Origin of the sequence: Arthrobacter sp. JUb115, from assembly GCF_004365035.1 — a bacterium.
GTDB lineage: Bacteria > Actinomycetota > Actinomycetes > Actinomycetales > Micrococcaceae > Glutamicibacter.
This window is the reverse complement of sequence record NZ_SOBS01000001.1, coordinates 21,705-37,232: the sequence shown is the minus strand read 5'-3', so window position 1 is coordinate 37,232 and position 15,528 is coordinate 21,705. Positions and strand designations below refer to the sequence as shown.

Here is a 15,528-nt window from a genome sequence, read left to right as displayed (position 1 = left end):
CCCGCCCTTTGCGTGTTTCTACCGGTATTCTCGAGACATGAGCAGTTTTCCTCCAGAAGTGATGTCCAATCCACGCGCCGAACGAGTCAAGGCCATCGCGCGTCTGGCCAAGAGCAAGGGGCGCGAAGCCACCGGCGAATACCTCGTTGAGGGCCCGCAGGCGGTACGCGAAGCACTCAGGGCCCATCTGGAGGACGACAACCTGGTCCAGGGCGTCTATGTTGTCGGCGGCTTTCTGGAGAGCCACGAAGAATTCGTGCAGCTGCTCGATAGCGCCAAGGTTCCAACCCGCATCGTCACCGGCGAAGTGCTGCACGCCATGGCTGACACCCAGACCCCGCAGGGCATTCTTGCCGTGGTCGCCATGTCCCAGCCGCAGCTGAGCGAGGTGCTGGACACCAAGCCGAAGCTGATCGCCGTGCTCTGCCGCATCCAGGACCCGGGCAATGCCGGCACCATCCTGCGTGCCGCCGATGCCGCCGGAGCCGATGCGGTGATCCTGACCAAGGGCAGCGTGGATATCTACAATCCGAAGGCCGTGCGCTCCACCGCCGGCTCGCTGTTCCACGTACCGGTGCTGAACAACATCGAATTCGACCACCTGGTCGCCGCCGCGAAGACCACCGGAAGCCAGATCCTGGCCGCCGACGGCTATGCGGCGCACAACCTGGACACCCTGCAGGATGCCGCCGTGCTGCGTGCAAGCCAGCCAGGCACCGAAGCGCCAGAAGCACAGCCGGTGCTGGAAGCGCCAACCCTGTGGCTGTTCGGCAATGAAGGCCAGGGGCTGGAGGAGCACGAGAAGGACGCCGCCGACTACCGCGTGGCCGTGCCGCTCTACGGTGTTGCCGAATCCCTGAACGTGGGTACCGCATCCACCGTCTGCCTGTACGCTTCGGCCCGCGCCCAGCGCTCAGCGAATCGGAGCGCACTGGACTCCCATGGAAGCTGAACTCAAGCAAATTGTTGCCGTGGCCATCGTCGATGACCTGGCCCGGCCCACCAGGCTCCTGGCCGCGCGCCGCAACCGCCCTCAAGCCCTTGCCGGGCTCTGGGAATTCCCCGGTGGAAAAGTCGAACCCGGCGAGAGCGAAGTCCAGGCCGTGCACCGCGAGCTGCGCGAGGAACTCGGGGTGCAGATGCGTCTTGGCGCGCCCATCCCAGGCCCGCATCCCCAAGGGTGGCAGCTGAACGAGAAGGCTGCCATGCGCATGTGGTTCGCCCAGATCACCGAGGGCGAGCCAGCGACCCTGGACGGGCATGACCAGCTGGCCTGGCTGGAACTCGATGACTCGCTGTCCGCCGTCGTCCCGTGGATTCCGGCCGATGCGCCGATCGTGGCGGCATGCCTGGCCCAGGCACGTGCCGGGGCGCAGCGCTAAACACCCGTAAGCTTATTACCGCGCCAACTTCTGGCACTGTGCCTATAGCCGATATTTTGAGGAGCACTTTTCGTGAAGCGATTTATGAGCGTTATCGCTCTGGCCTTCGCCGCCGTCCTAGCACTTTCTGGTTGCGTCAACATGAACGCAGAAGTCAACGTCTTGGGCAAAGACAAGGTCGCCGGGGCCGTGCAGTTGACCCTGCACAAGTCGACGCTCAATGGCGTCAGCTTTGAAGAAGTCCTCGAGAGCCAGATCGACATCGAAATGATGGAACAGCAGCTGGGGGACCAGTGGAGCTACAGCAACATCGATGATGGCGAAAACGTCGGCCTGCGCTTTGAAACCACCAGCCCGATGACCTACGTCCAGCTGGCTGACGCATTCCGCGTCTTCGGATTCGAGATCAACCTGGGCGATGACGGGAAGGAATACTCCTTCTCGATGCCGGGCGACAAAGCCACCGTGGATTCTTCCTTCACCGAAGCGAACCTGCACGTCACCTTCCCCGGCGCAGTCACCTCGCACACCCCGGGTACCGTCGAGCACCACACCGTCACCTTCGACATGATCAAGGGCGCCGCCGCCTACCAGGCCACCGCCAAGGTCGACCACACCATGTTCTACTCCGCCGTATTCGGCGGGGCGCTGCTGGTTTTGACCTTCGTCTTCGTTGCCGCTTTCGCGCCAAGGGGTGCCAAGGAATCGCATTAATGAGCAGCAATCCTGCTTCAAGGTAAGAAGCTTCACGCCAAGGGCCCGTCATCGGTGAAACGATCACGGGCCCTTAGCCATAGAATGGAAGCAAAGTGTTCTACGCGTAAGTACAAGATAAGAGTAAGGATCGATCGATCCCATGTCTGATCAGACAACTGAACAAGCTCCTGTCGGGGAGTCCAATGTTCCGCACCCAACCGATGAAGCCGGCATCCAGGGCGCGGTCGACGCCGCCCTGGCAGCCATCCAGGCCGCTGGCGACCTGAACGAGCTGAAGGAAGCGCGCCTGGCCCACACCGGCGAGAAGTCCGCGCTGTCCCTGGCCAACCGCCAGATCGGCAAGCTGGACAAGACCCAGAAGGCTGTTGCCGGCAAGCTCGTCGGCGGTGCCCGCGGACGGGTCAACAAGGCCCTGGCTGCCCGCACCACCGTGCTCGAAGAAGCCGAAGCCGCCCGCATCCTGGTCGAAGAAACCGTGGATGTCACCGCGGCCGCCCGCCGCCGCAGCGTTGGCGCCCGCCACCCGCTTTCGGTCCTGCAGGACCGTGTATCCGACATCTTCGTCGGCATGGGCTGGGAAATCGCCGAGGGCCCGGAAGTCGAATCCGAATGGTTCAACTTCGACGCGCTGAACTTCAAGCCGGACCATCCTGCCCGCGAAATGCAGGACACCTTCTTCGTGGAGCCTGCCGACGCGCACCTGGTGCTGCGTACCCACACCTCTCCGGTGCAGGTCCGCTCGATGCTCGAGCGCGATGTGCCGGTCTACGTGCTGTGCCCTGGGCGCACCTTCCGCACCGATGAGCTCGATGCCACCCACACCCCGGTTTTCCACCAGTTCGAAGGCCTGGCCGTGGACAAGGGCCTGACCATGGCCGACCTGCGCGGCACCCTGGAGCACTTCGCCCGGCAGATGTTCGGCGCCGAAGCGCAGATCCGCCTGCGCCCTGCCTACTTCCCGTTCACCGAGCCATCGGCAGAGCTGGACATCTGGCACCCAGGTGCCAAGGGCGGACCGCGCTGGATCGAGTGGGGCGGCTGCGGCATGATCAACCCGAACGTGTTGCGCGCAGCTGGCATTGATCCCGAAGAGTACTCCGGCTTCGCCTTCGGCATGGGCATCGAGCGCACGCTCATGTTCCGCAACGATGTCCCAGACATGCACGACATGATCGAGGGCGACATCCGTTTCAGCCAGCACTTCGGGATGGAGATCTAAGCAATGCGTATTCCACTATCTTGGCTGCGCGAGTACGCGCAGGTACCAGCCGACGCATCGGCTGAAGACGTCATGGCAGACCTGGTCAAGGTCGGCCTCGAAGAAGAAGATGTCCACCGTCCAAGCGATGAGCTCTCGGGCCCCATCGTGGTCGGCCAGGTGATTTCCCTGGAAAAAGAAGTTGCCTCCAATGGCAAGACCATCAACTGGTGCCAGGTTCGCGTGGTTCCAGAAGGCGCCGAGCAGACCCTGACCGGCAAGGGCATCGACCCCTCGGGCGTGCAGGGGATCGTGTGCGGTGCGCACAACTTCGTGGAAGGCGACAAGGTCGTTGTCACCCTGCCCGGCGCCGTGCTGCCAGGGGACTTCAAGATCTCGCCGCGCAAGACCTACGGCCACACCTCGGCGGGCATGATCGCTTCCTCCCGCGAGCTGGGCATCGGCGAAGACCACGACGGCATCATGGTCCTGTCCAAGCTGGGCCTGGACCCGGAACTGGGCACCGACGTCTTCGAGCTCTTCGGCCTGGATGACCAGGCGGCGGAGATTAACGTGACCCCGGACCGCGGCTACTGCTTCTCGATCCGCGGCGTAGCGCGCGAATACGCGCTGGCCACCGGCACCTCCTTCACCGATCCCGCATCGATCGTGACCGTTTCGGAAGCCACCGAAGCCGGCCATGAGGTAGTGCTCCGCGACGAAGCGCCGATCTACGGCGTACCGGGCTGCACCCGCTTCGTGACCCGCGAGGTCACCGGCATCAACCCGAGCCTCCCGACCCCGCGCTGGATGGCTTCGCGCCTGCAGCTGGCCGGCATGCGCTCGATCTCGCTGGTAGTCGATATCTCCAACTACGTCATGCTGGAACTCGGCGCGCCACTGCACTTCTACGATGCTGACAAGCTGGCCGGTGCGATCACCGTACGCCGCGCCAACGCCGGCGAAAAGCTGGTGACCTTGGATGCCAAGGAACGCGAGCTGTCGGTCGAGGACCTGCTGATCACCGATGAGTCCGGCGCCATTGGCGTTGCCGGCGTCATGGGCGGCGCGGCCACCGAGGTCTCGGATTCGACCAGCCGCGTGCTGATCGAAGCCGCTCACTTCGACACCGTGTCCATCGGCCGTTCGCGCCGTCGCCACAAGCTGCCTTCCGAAGCCTCCAAGCGCTTCGAGCGCGGCGTGGACCCACGCATCATGCAGATCGCGGCCCAGCGTGCCGTGGACCTGCTGGTGCAGCTGGCCGGCGGCACCGAAACCACCAAGGCCACCGACGCGGGCCAGATTCCTGCCGACACCCAGATCCAGCTGCCGGCAGGTTTCGCTGGAGCCCTGATCGGCGTGGACTACACCGATGAGCAGACCATCACCGCGCTGGAAGGCATCGGCGCGAGCGTTGAGCAGAACGCCGAGGGCTTCCTGGTCACCGCACCAAGCTGGCGCCCGGATTTGGACATCAAGGAAGACCTGGTCGAGGAAGTAGCCCGCGTAGTCGGCTATGACAAGATCCCGGCGACCTTGCCTGTGGCCCCTCCGGGCCGTGGCCTGACCCGCGCCCAGTCCCAGCGCCGCCGCCTGCTGCAGGGCTTGGCAGATGCAGGGCTGACCGAGGTCTTGAACTACCCGTTCGTTTCCGAAGCGCAGAACAGCACCTTTGGTGCTGCGCAAGCCGGTACCGAGGTCAAGGCCATTTCGCTGGCCAACCCGATTTCCAAGGAATTCCGCTTCCTGCGCACCTCGCTGCTGCCGGGCTTGCTGGAAACCGCTCGCCGCAACATCGGCCGTGGCTTCCGCGACCTGGCGCTGTATGAAGGAGGCCTCGTCTTCCTGCCAGGTACGCAGCTGGGCTCCTCGGTTCTGCCTCCGCTAGGTGAAAAGCCAAGCGATGAGGTCCTGGCCGAGCTGCTCAACGGCGTCCCTGACCAGCCATGGCACCTGGCCGCGGTTCTCACCGGCCGCGAAGCATCGGCTGCGGCCGGCTTCGCACCGCGTGCCTGGGACTGGGCCGACGCGCTGGATGCGGCGCACTGCGCGGCAGATGTCCTCGGCGTTGAGCTTGAGGTTGCCCAGGGCAGCCACCAGGCCTTCCACCCGGGCCGTGTTGCAGTACTGAAGGTTTCCGGGCAGGTCGTTGGCTACGCCGGTGAACTGCACCCGCAGCTGCTCAAGGACCAGGACCTGCCAGCACGTACCGTGGCCATGGAACTGAATGCTGCCGCACTGATGGCTGCTGCACCTGCAGTGGTTGTTGCCCAGCAGCACCTGTCCGCCCAGCCGCTGGCTACCCAGGACGTGGCCTTGGTTGTCGACCAGGACGTCGTGGCTGGAGATGTGCTTGCCGCCCTTCGCGAAGGCGCCGGTGAACTGCTCGAAGACATCGCGCTGTTCGACGTGTACCAGGGCCAGGGCATCGAAGACGGCAAGAAGTCGTTGGCCTTCGGCCTGAGGTTCCGTGCCGCCGACCGCACCCTGACCGCCGACGAGGCGTCCGAGGCTCGTGCCGCGGCGGTGGCTGCGGCTACCGAGAAGTTCGGCGCGTCCCAGCGCTAGGCTTTTGGCCTGCCAGATGCCCTGCTGCTCTCCTGATGATCGGGAAGCGGCAGGGCATTTTGCTTTGTCGCCATGCCCGGGTTGGACAGGTTGAGGACTACACTTGATCTGGGATATCCCGACAAGGCGACTAGATGAGGGAAGAGGCTTGAAGTGAAGGGATTGCGGTCATGCGGTGCTGTGCTGCTGGTGTTCTTCCTCGGGATCCTGGCCGTTGCCGTCCTCATCGCGGCAGGCTGGGCAGCGGTGCTGTTTATCCAGCGTGGCGCCGGAACCCACCTCGAAGAACCGGCGACCCCGAGCGCTACGGTAGAGGAAGAAGCACCCGATAGGCTCCGCCCATCGGAAACCTACACGCCCTAGCTGGCTGGCGGCACCGGTACAGTGGGAAGAACCCGTGTCAACGTTATGAGCCCAGGGCCTTCCTTCGCCTGCGCGATGAACCCGTAACGGGCAAGCACTTTCAGCGAGGCGATATTCGAGGCATCGGCACGAGCGATAAATGCGCTTCGACCGGTTTCCTGCAATTGCGCGAGCCCCTCGCTGACTATTTCCTTCGCCAAGCCTTGGCCCCAGCATTCCGGGGCGATCCAATAGCCGATTTCGGTGGCATGCCTGCGTTCGGTAGCGGTGAAAAGTCCAACCGGAGAATTCTGGCGGCGCGCGATAAACCAGGAGATCTCCGGACTGCTCAGGGCATGATCCACGCGTTGCGCGGTGTACTCCAGGCTCCAAGTGCTTCCGTCGCCGATATGGGCCATGACGCGTTCGTCTGCAGCCAGGCGCGCAACGAAATCTGCATCCCCCTCGGTCATTGGCGTTAGCAGCAGTGAAGGACCCATGGGTTCAGCCTATGCGGGAACGAAGCGCGGGCAAACTTGTTTCATTGGCCGTAGCTTTCCCGAAAAGGTACAAGGCCAGCCCTAGATGCGGGATTCCGCTGCTGCTATCGCCAGACGCGAAGATGCGAGTTGATCTTCAGAGGCATTCAGCCTCTGCCTTAGGGATAGGGAACTGCGGAAACAGTCCAGGGCTTGGCCGATCAGGCCCCGGTCGAAATAGAGCTTGCCATGGTGTTGCAGGGCAAAAGCTTCAAGGGTGGTGGCGACGTGTTTCTCTGCAGCGGAGGAGCAGTCCCTATTCTGAATAGACGCTCGCGCTGACTCAAAGATTGCCTGGGCGAGTTCGAAACGACCCTGCCAATGCAGAACATGGGCTAAGCGAAGCGCTGCAGCAACGCCAGAATAGGGCAGTGCATTGCTGCTCGCGAAATCCTGGCTGGCAAAGCCGCTTCGACGCAGGCAGCTCCATGCCAGCTCTTCGGCTTCTTCCAGTCGCCCGGTCATTCTCAGCCACCCGATGCGTTCTGCTTCGCCTGGTGTCCCGAGTTCTTCCAGATGGAGGATTCTTGCCTCCACGGCTGAAACGTCGGTAACAATTTCACGCAGCGTCTGTGGATCAATCGAATATTCCGCTGCAACGGATTCTTTGCTTGTCGAGTTGGCAGTCATGTTCGAATCCACATTTGCGCTCCGAACCTTTCAAACTCTTCCAATTACGGGGCCGATCCCTGTATGCGCGTAGCCACATGTTTTTCCAATTCTTCATCGACGCGAGCTCGCCATGAAGGCAACCAGCTTCTGATCTGCAAATTCATCACTGATGCACAGAGGTCTTGATCAACGCCGAAAAGATTAGCCAGATCAGCTATTGCAGTTTCCCAGTCTGTAGCCTGATCCACTATGGCAAAAACTTCATCACGGCGGTCTAATGCCATTTTCATTACTTCAAGGGTTTCTTCGGTGAGAGATTTCGCTGGATTGGCCATGACCCTATCCTGCCAGACCTTTGGGAACTGACGTGATTGGAATTTCGGGTGATTTAAGCCTGCACCGAACGCCCATCTGGAGGTCCCATTCATGGACAAGAACTAGATATCGGAGCATGCTAAAGGCATGAGAAAGGATGGACGTGTTGATGCGGCCACGCCGGATCCACGCTTGGCACAAGCAGAACAACTCAAGCTCATGCCTGTTGCGATAATGGGACTGCGCGCACAGCCACTGTCGGACGATGCGGGATACCTGAGTATTCAAGACAACTATGACGACCATGGTCTGTGCGATATGAGTGTGACTGTCAGCTACACCCTTTGGGATGCTGCGGATGATCGATCGAAATTCCTGGGTGGCTTGGAGCAAGGTGCAGTCGAAGGGGTGGTGCCTGGCTCCGTTCACCAGTACAAGCGGCCGCGGTGGCTGGAAGAATACGTCCGTCGCATGAACTATCCGCAATTATTTGAGGCCGTAAGAACTACATGGACGCGTGATGCAGAAGCAGCTCAGCCGTTGGCCGCAGCGCTGGTTGATCATGCCAACTACGTACTTATCAACCAATTTCGGCAGGAGCTCGGATTGCCTCAGGAATCGTCGGCGATACCGCCGATGATGTTGACCGAGAAGACGGTCAACGGCCACGCAGAGGTCCAGATTGAGGATAGTAAAACCGCAGGTGCTGAGATCGACACCGACCCGTACATCTACGCGGCCGGGGTGGAATTTCCTAGCGGCGCACTCATGACCGCGGTCCTGCCACGCAAGTACTTGCATCAGCTGGAGCTGCGATTTGCGGCTCGCCCGCAAGGAAAGGGATCAGCCGCCTAGAGGCGAGCATTTCTTTTGATAGACCGCTTCATGCTCGACCGGCACAAAGCCGATTTTCTCATTGATCGCATGCATCCAAGTATTCTGGTCGTCGCTGCTTGTTCTTACCCGGTGAATCGTCCCCAGACGTTTGGCAGCGTCCAGGCTAGCTGCCTTCACCGCTGTCCCGAGCTGATGTCCTCGATGCTGGCGAAGAACGAGCGTCCCGTCGATATTCGAAGGGCTCTCCGGTGCCGGCGCAACAACAAGGCAGGTCCACGCAGCCACGTCACCGTGCTTGTCCAGCGCAATGGATTCAATGGCCGTGGAACCTTGGGCGATCCATTGCGTGATTTCCTGAGCGTATTCTTCCGCGGAAACCGCTGACTCGCTCCAGCCTAATTCGCCATTTGGAGCCTGCGCATCTACGAGCCCCTTGATTTGTCCAACTTGTTTTCGCAGGTGCTCCGGAACGCCGTTGACGTGGGTCGAAACTTCGTAGCCACGAGTGGCTCCTTGGCACCAAGGAGTCCAGGAATCAAGGTCCAGCTCCAGCACGGTTTCAGTAGTAGCTACGTGGTAGCCAAGCGGGGCAACGAATTCCTGTTCCAGGGCACCAAGTTCAGCGGAAGTGCCGCGGTAGGCGCTGGAGACGAATCGTTTCACCGATGAAGGGCTAATCTCTTCAGCAGCGGAAACTAGCGCGCTTCCGATGGAACGCGACTGGTGGATGGGATCGACCCAAACATAGATCCACGACGTGTCGGGAGCGGAGTGGTGGGTCATCGATGCCGAGAAGCCGAGTAAGGAAGAACCTTCCCAAGCACCGCGGAGGTTCTTGCTCCATCCGTCAGCGGCACGCCACTGGAGCATTCGAGCCTCGACACCGATTCCTTGCCAACCAGGACGGGCCTTCTCGTTCGCGGCAGCCTCGATTCGGCTGGCAGCGCGAAGCGCGTCGTCGTCGAAAACGCTGAGGCTGCCAATTCGCATGCCAACATCTTATGGCCTCGCTTCGCTGACTTCCGCCAGGCGCTGCCGGAAGATGATAATGAACGGGAAAAATTCATGGGGCGCACGCGGCGCACCGAAAACGCTTCTAGGATCGATGCATGAGTACTACTTCGAATAGCATTCGTCGCGCCAGATCAGGCGATACCGCGGAGATCTACCGTCTGGCGCGTCTGTTTACGCCGAGTTTAGGGCTGGACGCAGAAGACTTTGAAAAGAATTTCCAGTCGCTGGTAAAGGATTCCAGCTGGTTCATCTGCGTTGCCGAATCCGTCCAGGGGCTATCGGGCTATGCGGCGGCCCAGGACTACGGACGGGGGCTGCGCGCCCCGTTCAGCGTTGGCCGATTGCATGACTTATTTGTGGCACCTGCCGCCCGGCGCACGGGTACCGGAAAGAAGCTGGTTGAAGAAGTTTTCCACTGGGCTAGGCAACGCACGGTTCCGATGATTTTGGACTGGCAAGCCACCCCCGAATCAATTGCCTTCTACGAGTCCTTCGGGATGGAAGCCGACTTCACCGGGGACTTTCCGCAATGCCCCGGATTCAGCCTGGACCTGCGCCCGCGGCAGTAGCTTCAAAACAAAAGCAGGGAACGGCGAAAGCTCGCCGTTCCCTGCTGAAATTCAAATACTTTACTTGGCTGCGCCAGCGGTAACTGGTGGCAGATCCGACCATGGGAAGGTAATCCACTTGTCGGTGCGGCGCCATTCGTAATCCGGGACCATGATGGTGCGCGGCTTGGTGTACAGGCAGACGGTCTTGACCTCGGCGCCCCAGGCGGACACCAGATCGACAACCTTTTCAAGGGTGCGGCCGGAGTCGGAGACATCGTCAACGATCAGGATCTTCTTGTCGCGCAGGTGGCCATCGTCCAGCATTGGAGGAAGAACCACTGGCTCCGGCAGGACGGTGCCGATGCCGGTGTAGAACTCCACGTTCAGCGCACCGCAGGCCTTGACGCCCAGAGCGTAGGAAATCGAGCCGGCCAGCAGCAGGCCGCCTCGTGCTACTGCCAGAACGATGTCCGGCTCGAAGCCGTCGTCGACAATGGTCTGTGCCAGTTCGCGGGAAGCTTCACCGAAGGTGTCCCAAGTGAGGATCTCGCGCTCTGGTTCTGAAAGGACGGATGCCCCGGAATCGTCAATGCTAGTCATTCTGCAATTTTAGCCCCGAATTTGGTGCGGTGCTGTCCAGTTCAAACCAATCGATCATTTTTTCCTCCCATGCCCGGAGGATTCCCATCCGTTGATTAGGCATGAATAGGCATGCAATGCACCTGCTTGAGGAATCCATCACTTTTCGGCGAATCCCGGTTGGAACAAGCGCGTTGCGGCCCCAATGCGCCGAAAGCCGTCTTAAGGATGATCGATGCCACACCCCGGCTCGCTAGGATAGGAGAAAGGCCATCAGCCGGAGATAACCCGGAACTCGAAAGAAGGAGACGCATCGTGGGCCCACGAACCCGGAGCATTCGACTAGCCGGTACCGCAGCGGCACTTTCCTTGGGGCTGGCTGGCGCCCTGCCTGCCGCGCAAGCTGCCACCGGTGTGCAGGTCGTGGCCGGGCAGAACCTGGAATCAGTCACCATCGAGGATTCCACCGGCAAGCTCAATGAGCAGCGGCTGCGTGATGCACTGGACGAGCTCGATTTCAACGAGCCCACGGACGTGGCAATCTACGCCCGCAACGGAGAATACTCCGATGACATCAACACCAAGACGCTGGAATACGCCAAGTCATCCCATCCGGAATGGATATCAGGGAAGCCCGAAGACTATGGCGACTACTGGGCCGACGGCCTGTTCATCATCACCTTGTCCATCGAAGGAGAAGGAGATGGACAGATCGGCACGTACTTCGGCGAAGACCGCAAGGTCTCAGAGAGCTCCATGGAGAGCATCCACGAAGCCGGCTACGACGACTTCAATCTATCCCGGTGGACCGACGGCGTCATTGCGGTAGCCGATCAGGCGGCCGTGATCATGAATCGGCCCTGGTACCAGCACCCGGCCTTGTGGATATCCACGGGCGTCGGAGGCCTCGTGGCTGCCATTATCGGCGGCGTCGCACTGCACACTCGGTCAACGCGTCGGAAAACTTTCGCGGAAGAACTGCATCAGGGGACCTTGCACCTGACCAACGTCACGATGGATCTGGAAGAAACCGAATTGGCGGCTCGTACGCTGCCGTCGGCTTCAGGGCATGCAGCCGAGCTGGAGCAGCGCTTCACCAAGTTCATGGCCAAATACCGTGCTTGTTTTGCAGCGCAGCAGGCACTGGAAGACTCGGGCAAGAAGGAGCGGTCCGGCTCCGAAGGCGTTCGCTTCGCCAAGGAATTCCGCGAAACAGCGCAGTCCCTGGACCTGACCGATGACGCCATCATTGCCGCGGCGGCGCTTTATACCCGTTCAGCATCCTGGGAAGAGGCGTGGCATGCACAGACCGAGCCGCTAGAAGAGGACCTCGACGAGATCAGGGAGTTGCTCAACGACGTAGAGCCGGAACTGATGGGCAGCGCGGCCGCCTTGGCTTCCTACCGGGAAATGGCAACCACGCAGCTCGGCGAACTGTCAGTGCAGCTGAAGGAAGAATCGATCACGGTGGATCAAGCGCTCGATGGATTATCGGAGTTGCGTGCCGAATTGACCGAAAAGCTGGATGTCTTCGCCCAAGCTCAAATCGAAGTGTATGCGGAAAGTGCCGAAGAGAAGGCCGACATGCAATCGGCATTGAAGAAATCCCGCTATGAATCCGGGGCATATGACGGCCGTTCCGGCACCATCCTGGACGTTTTGAATCCCGCATCGATGTATTGGCGCGTGGGTGGCTACCACCACGGATATTCCGCGGGCGTCAGCGCAGTGGCTGAGTCGCGTGAAGCAGCGAGCTCGTCGGGCGGAGTCTCCGGCGGATACTCTGGTGGCGGAAGCTTCTCCGGCGCTGGCGGATCTTCGCGCTTCTGATGGAAGGCAACGATATCTTCGCAGAACTGCTGCCGTCTTCGGTACATGTGGTCCAGTCGCGTACCGAGCTGGAAGACGGCCGATCCTACGGGGAAGAAGAACGGTACATCGCCGAGGCGGTGCCTGAGCGGCAGCAGGAATTCCGTACTGTCCGTGTCTGCGCTCGCCGAGCGCTGGCACAACTGGGCTATGCGGGCGTTGCCTTGGTTCCAGATCAAAAACGGGCACCGATCTGGCCAGCTGGCGTGGTGGGGAGCATGACCCATTGCGCTGGCTTCCGTGCAGCGGCAGTAGCCTCCACCAGCGATATTCGCGGCCTTGGCATCGACGCCGAACTGCATGCTCCGCTGCCGGCAGAAATCCTCGACATCATCTTGCTTCCCGAAGAGCAGGTGATGGCCGCCGAGCTATCGGCGCACCATCCGGGCATCGCCTGGGACCGGCTGATTTTCAGCGCCAAGGAAAGCATCTTCAAGGCGTGGTTCCCACTGACCAGGCAGTGGCTGGATTTCCTGGAATGCGAGATTCGCGTCGATGCGCAGTCCCACCGTTTCCACGCCGGAATCCGGGCTACGGGACCGGTTGCCGCGCAGCATGCTCTCGCATCGATGAGCGGTCGCTGGATCGCCGAAGGACCGCGCGGCCAAGGGCTGCTGGGGACCTGCGTCATCGTTCCCTAGCAGCGGTGCACCGGGAACGGATCTAGAATTCTTCGCCGTGGGTAATCACCTTGGCCGCGCGGCCCACGATTTTCGGATCGGGGGAGCCTACCAGGTGGTGGTCCTTGCCCTTGTACTCGAAAAGGTTCAGCACGTGGCGCATCGCCTGCAACCGGGCGCGCTTCTTGTCGTTGGACTTCACCACGGTCCACGGTGCATGCTCCGTATCGGTCTTGAGGAACATTTCCTTTTTGGCTTGGGTGTACTTTTCCCACTTATCCAGGGACTCGAGATCCATGGGCGAGAGCTTCCACTGGCGCACCGGATCGATGCGGCGGATGGTGAATCGGGTCAGCTGCTCGCTGGCGGACACCGAGAACCAGAACTTCACCAGGTCGATGCCCTCGTCGACGACCATCTTCTCGAAGGCGGGAGTCTGCTCCAGGAAGTGGTCCACCTGGGTTTCGGTGCAAAATCCCATCACGCGTTCGACGCCGGCACGGTTGTACCAGGAGCGGTCGAAGAGCACGATCTCGCCCGCCGAGGGGAAATGCTGCACATAGCGCTGGTAGTACCACTGGGTGGACTCGCGCTCGCTCGGCTTTTCCAAGGCCACCACGCGGGCGCCACGCGGGTTCAGGTGTTCGGTGAAACGCTTGATCGTGCCGCCTTTGCCGGCCGCATCGCGGCCTTCGAAAACGATCATGATCCGGCGGCCATGGGCTTTCGCCCATTTCTGCAGTTTCAGCAGCTCGATCTGCAGTGCCCGCTTTTCAGCCTCGTAGGTGGCGCGATCCAGTTTCTGGAAATACGGGTAGTTCTCCCGCCAGGTATCGACGATGCTTCCATCGGCGCGGACGAGCACCGGATCGTCATCGTCGTTATCGAGGACGGAATAGCCCTGGAAGGCTTCATCGAGCAGGGGGATCTCTACAGTCATGCAATGACCGTAGAGCCATCCGGTGAACAGCTTGTGAACAAATGCTGAACAAGACCAAGCCAGAGGGTTATTTGTGATGAAGGACAACAGCCCTGCGGACCTGGCCGGAACATCATGGCACCGTGCGCCGATCAGGCAGGGAAGGGCGGAAGCGCCTCGGAAAACAGCCATGCGTCCAGGATGTCCTGGATCTCTTCCGCCGGTGCGTAGTGGCCCAATAGGTCAGCGAATTCCTGCGTGCTCACCGTCGAATGCTGATGCGTGGCGGTCCATTGGCGAAGCATCGTGTAGAAGTCCGTTTCGCCCAGCCGCCGCATCAGCGCATACAGGGCCAGCGCTCCGCGCTTGTACACCCGGTCATCGAACATGTCCTGGGGCCCGGGGTCCCCGACCATGATGTCCTGCGGCAAGCCTTCGAGCATGGCCCACGCGTGGCGGGCACGCTCGTCCAACGCCATCACCTGGGCTTCTTCGGAGTACACCCATTCGCTGAAGCAAGCGAAACCCTCGTTGAGCCAGATATCCTTCCAGCGCCCCGGAGTCAGGGAGTTGCCGAACCACTGGTGCGCGAACTCGTGGGCGATCAGGCGCTGGGCTTCCCACTGCAGCGACAAGTGGTTCTTGCCGAAGATGCTCAGGCCCTGGGCTTCGAGCGGGATCTCCAGCTCGTCATCGACCACGACGATCTTGTAGCTCTCGAACGGGTACGGGCCGAATTTCCGCTCGAACAGCTCGGCCATCGCCGTCTGCTTCGCGAACGCGCCGCGCACCGGCACCTCGGTTCCCGGAACCGAGTAGGCCACCAGGTGGCCGCCTTCATCGAAAGGAATCTGGCTATAACGGCCGATCTGCACGGTGGCGAGGTAGCTGGCCATCGGCTCACGCTGCTCGTAGACCCACATCTCGCGGCTGGCCGAACGGCGATGGTCCACCAGCTGGCCATTGGCCACGACGCGGTAGCCGGCATCCGCCGAGATCTCGAAGCGGTAGCTGGACTTGTGGCTGGGGTGGTCGTTGCACGGGTACCAGGTCGAGGCGCCTACTGGCTGGCCGGAGACCAGGATGCCATCGGTGAGCTCTTCCCAGCCAAGCTCGCCCCACAGCCCGTTTTCTGCCTGCGGGCTGCCGGCATAGCGCAGGTTCAGCTCCACGCGCTCGCCGGCTTTCACCACTGCTGGCAGGGAAACGACCATCCGGTGGTGCTTCTTGGCCACCGGCACCTTGCGCCCCTGGCAGGTGGCCTTGATGATCTTCAAGCCGCTGAGGTTCAACGCGACCTCATTGATATCCTCCACGGCGCGGATGCGCAGCATGGCCCGGCCATCGAGCAGGTTGCTGGCGAGCTTGATGACCAACGACAGGTCATAGTGCTCCACCGTGTACGTCGGGGACCCATGGTGCTTGGTGTACTCATCGAGTATGCGGTGGGGCATCGGCGGGGAATC

At 61.2% G+C, this 15,528-nt stretch carries 17 protein-coding genes; 10 read left to right on the top strand and 7 right to left on the bottom strand.

Features of this window, described 5'->3' with window-relative positions:
- Positions 1-37: 37 nt before the first annotated feature.
- From EDF61_RS00165 to EDF61_RS00140, 6 genes are all read left to right on the top strand, one after another.
- On the top strand, positions 38-952 hold the full coding sequence (locus EDF61_RS00165) for a TrmH family RNA methyltransferase (protein ID WP_133832949.1): 915 nt from the start codon (positions 38-40) through the stop codon (positions 950-952).
- Positions 942-1,382 carry a (deoxy)nucleoside triphosphate pyrophosphohydrolase gene (locus EDF61_RS00160; RefSeq protein WP_133832948.1) on the top strand — a complete coding sequence of 147 codons (441 nt, stop codon included), beginning with the start codon at positions 942-944 and terminating at the stop codon, positions 1,380-1,382. Before EDF61_RS00165 ends, EDF61_RS00160 begins: the two co-directional genes overlap by 11 nt.
- Before the next feature lie 72 nt (positions 1,383-1,454).
- Positions 1,455-2,096: an LppM family (lipo)protein gene (locus tag EDF61_RS00155; RefSeq protein ID WP_133832947.1), complete on the top strand. Its 642-nt coding sequence runs from the start codon at positions 1,455-1,457 to the stop codon at positions 2,094-2,096.
- A 142-nt stretch (positions 2,097-2,238) separates the two neighbouring features.
- Complete coding sequence (gene pheS / locus EDF61_RS00150) at positions 2,239-3,318, top strand: phenylalanine--tRNA ligase subunit alpha (protein ID WP_105661889.1); 1,080 nt, start codon at positions 2,239-2,241, stop codon at positions 3,316-3,318.
- 3 nt (positions 3,319-3,321) lie between these two features.
- On the top strand, positions 3,322-5,865 hold the full coding sequence (gene pheT / locus EDF61_RS00145; RefSeq protein WP_133832946.1) for a phenylalanine--tRNA ligase subunit beta: 2,544 nt from the start codon (positions 3,322-3,324) through the stop codon (positions 5,863-5,865).
- A 153-nt stretch (positions 5,866-6,018) separates the two neighbouring features.
- Positions 6,019-6,228, top strand: a complete 210-nt coding sequence (locus tag EDF61_RS00140; RefSeq protein WP_105658142.1) for a hypothetical protein — start codon at positions 6,019-6,021, stop codon at positions 6,226-6,228.
- Here the strand turns inward: EDF61_RS00140 and EDF61_RS00135 are convergent.
- The 3 genes from EDF61_RS00135 to EDF61_RS00125 all read right to left on the bottom strand — a co-directional run bounded on the left by EDF61_RS00135 (position 6,225) and on the right by EDF61_RS00125 (position 7,693).
- On the bottom strand, positions 6,225-6,707 hold the full coding sequence (locus EDF61_RS00135; protein WP_133832945.1) for a GNAT family N-acetyltransferase: 483 nt from the start codon (positions 6,705-6,707) through the stop codon (positions 6,225-6,227). The genes EDF61_RS00140 and EDF61_RS00135 overlap by 4 nt on opposite strands.
- 81 nt (positions 6,708-6,788) lie before the next feature.
- Positions 6,789-7,376 (bottom strand): hypothetical protein, encoded by a 588-nt coding sequence (locus tag EDF61_RS00130; protein WP_133832944.1) that lies wholly within the window; start codon positions 7,374-7,376, stop codon positions 6,789-6,791.
- A gap of 44 nt (positions 7,377-7,420) precedes the next feature.
- Positions 7,421-7,693: a hypothetical protein gene (locus EDF61_RS00125; protein WP_133832943.1), complete on the bottom strand. Its 273-nt coding sequence runs from the start codon at positions 7,691-7,693 to the stop codon at positions 7,421-7,423.
- A 127-nt stretch (positions 7,694-7,820) separates the two neighbouring features.
- Here EDF61_RS00125 and EDF61_RS00120 point away from each other — a divergent pair, with 127 nt between their 5' ends.
- Positions 7,821-8,528, top strand: a complete 708-nt coding sequence (locus EDF61_RS00120) for a hypothetical protein (RefSeq protein WP_133832942.1) — start codon at positions 7,821-7,823, stop codon at positions 8,526-8,528.
- On the opposite strand, the gene EDF61_RS00115 is transcribed toward EDF61_RS00120, so the two are convergent.
- Positions 8,517-9,500: a GNAT family N-acetyltransferase gene (locus tag EDF61_RS00115; protein ID WP_133832941.1), complete on the bottom strand. Its 984-nt coding sequence runs from the start codon at positions 9,498-9,500 to the stop codon at positions 8,517-8,519. The two genes, EDF61_RS00120 and EDF61_RS00115, sit on opposite strands and share 12 nt — an antisense overlap.
- A 119-nt stretch (positions 9,501-9,619) precedes the next feature.
- On the opposite strand from EDF61_RS00115, the gene EDF61_RS00110 reads away from it, so the two are divergent.
- Positions 9,620-10,093: a GNAT family N-acetyltransferase gene (locus EDF61_RS00110; protein ID WP_133832940.1), complete on the top strand. Its 474-nt coding sequence runs from the start codon at positions 9,620-9,622 to the stop codon at positions 10,091-10,093.
- Positions 10,094-10,153: 60 nt separating this feature from the next.
- On the opposite strand, the gene EDF61_RS00105 is transcribed toward EDF61_RS00110, so the two are convergent.
- The gene (locus EDF61_RS00105; protein WP_105658140.1) at positions 10,154-10,675 is read right to left on the bottom strand and encodes a phosphoribosyltransferase; all 522 of its coding nucleotides are present in this window, start codon (positions 10,673-10,675) and stop codon (positions 10,154-10,156) included.
- 294 nt (positions 10,676-10,969) lie between these two features.
- Here EDF61_RS00105 and EDF61_RS00100 point away from each other — a divergent pair, with 294 nt between their 5' ends.
- Together EDF61_RS00100 and EDF61_RS00095 are read left to right on the top strand one after the other, a co-directional pair.
- Positions 10,970-12,484, top strand: a complete 1,515-nt coding sequence (locus EDF61_RS00100) for a DUF5129 domain-containing protein (RefSeq protein WP_166650644.1) — start codon at positions 10,970-10,972, stop codon at positions 12,482-12,484.
- A complete protein-coding gene (locus tag EDF61_RS00095; RefSeq protein WP_105658138.1) occupies positions 12,484-13,164 on the top strand; it encodes a 4'-phosphopantetheinyl transferase family protein in 681 nt (226 codons plus the stop codon). Before EDF61_RS00100 ends, EDF61_RS00095 begins: the two co-directional genes overlap by 1 nt.
- A gap of 22 nt (positions 13,165-13,186) precedes the next feature.
- Here the strand turns inward: EDF61_RS00095 and ppk2 are convergent, their stop codons facing one another.
- Together ppk2 and EDF61_RS00085 are read right to left on the bottom strand one after the other, a co-directional pair.
- Positions 13,187-14,083: a polyphosphate kinase 2 gene (ppk2, locus tag EDF61_RS00090; RefSeq protein ID WP_105658137.1), complete on the bottom strand. Its 897-nt coding sequence runs from the start codon at positions 14,081-14,083 to the stop codon at positions 13,187-13,189.
- Between the two features lie 131 nt (positions 14,084-14,214).
- A complete protein-coding gene (locus EDF61_RS00085) occupies positions 14,215-15,516 on the bottom strand; it encodes a M1 family metallopeptidase (protein ID WP_133832938.1) in 1,302 nt (433 codons plus the stop codon).
- Between the last annotated feature and the right edge of the window lie 12 nt (positions 15,517-15,528).

What these genes read in the sequence shown, in the direction of transcription:
- pheT (WP_133832946.1), top strand. Translation starts at nt 3,322, where the DNA reads ATGCGTATTCCACTATCTTGGCTGCGCGAGTACGCGCAGGTACCAGCC.
- EDF61_RS00085 (WP_133832938.1), bottom strand. Translation starts at nt 15,516, where the DNA reads ATGCCCCACCGCATACTCGATGAGTACACCAAGCACCATGGGTCCCCG.
- EDF61_RS00160 (WP_133832948.1), top strand. Translation starts at nt 942, where the DNA reads ATGGAAGCTGAACTCAAGCAAATTGTTGCCGTGGCCATCGTCGATGAC.
- EDF61_RS00110 (WP_133832940.1), top strand. Translation starts at nt 9,620, where the DNA reads ATGAGTACTACTTCGAATAGCATTCGTCGCGCCAGATCAGGCGATACC.
- EDF61_RS00115 (WP_133832941.1), bottom strand. Translation starts at nt 9,500, where the DNA reads ATGCGAATTGGCAGCCTCAGCGTTTTCGACGACGACGCGCTTCGCGCT.
- pheS (WP_105661889.1), top strand. Translation starts at nt 2,239, where the DNA reads ATGTCTGATCAGACAACTGAACAAGCTCCTGTCGGGGAGTCCAATGTT.
- EDF61_RS00125 (WP_133832943.1), bottom strand. Translation starts at nt 7,693, where the DNA reads ATGGCCAATCCAGCGAAATCTCTCACCGAAGAAACCCTTGAAGTAATG.
- EDF61_RS00130 (WP_133832944.1), bottom strand. Translation starts at nt 7,376, where the DNA reads ATGACTGCCAACTCGACAAGCAAAGAATCCGTTGCAGCGGAATATTCG.
- EDF61_RS00095 (WP_105658138.1), top strand. Translation starts at nt 12,484, where the DNA reads ATGGAAGGCAACGATATCTTCGCAGAACTGCTGCCGTCTTCGGTACAT.
- ppk2 (WP_105658137.1), bottom strand. Translation starts at nt 14,083, where the DNA reads ATGACTGTAGAGATCCCCCTGCTCGATGAAGCCTTCCAGGGCTATTCC.
- EDF61_RS00165 (WP_133832949.1), top strand. Translation starts at nt 38, where the DNA reads ATGAGCAGTTTTCCTCCAGAAGTGATGTCCAATCCACGCGCCGAACGA.
- EDF61_RS00120 (WP_133832942.1), top strand. Translation starts at nt 7,821, where the DNA reads ATGAGAAAGGATGGACGTGTTGATGCGGCCACGCCGGATCCACGCTTG.
- EDF61_RS00135 (WP_133832945.1), bottom strand. Translation starts at nt 6,707, where the DNA reads ATGGGTCCTTCACTGCTGCTAACGCCAATGACCGAGGGGGATGCAGAT.
- EDF61_RS00105 (WP_105658140.1), bottom strand. Translation starts at nt 10,675, where the DNA reads ATGACTAGCATTGACGATTCCGGGGCATCCGTCCTTTCAGAACCAGAG.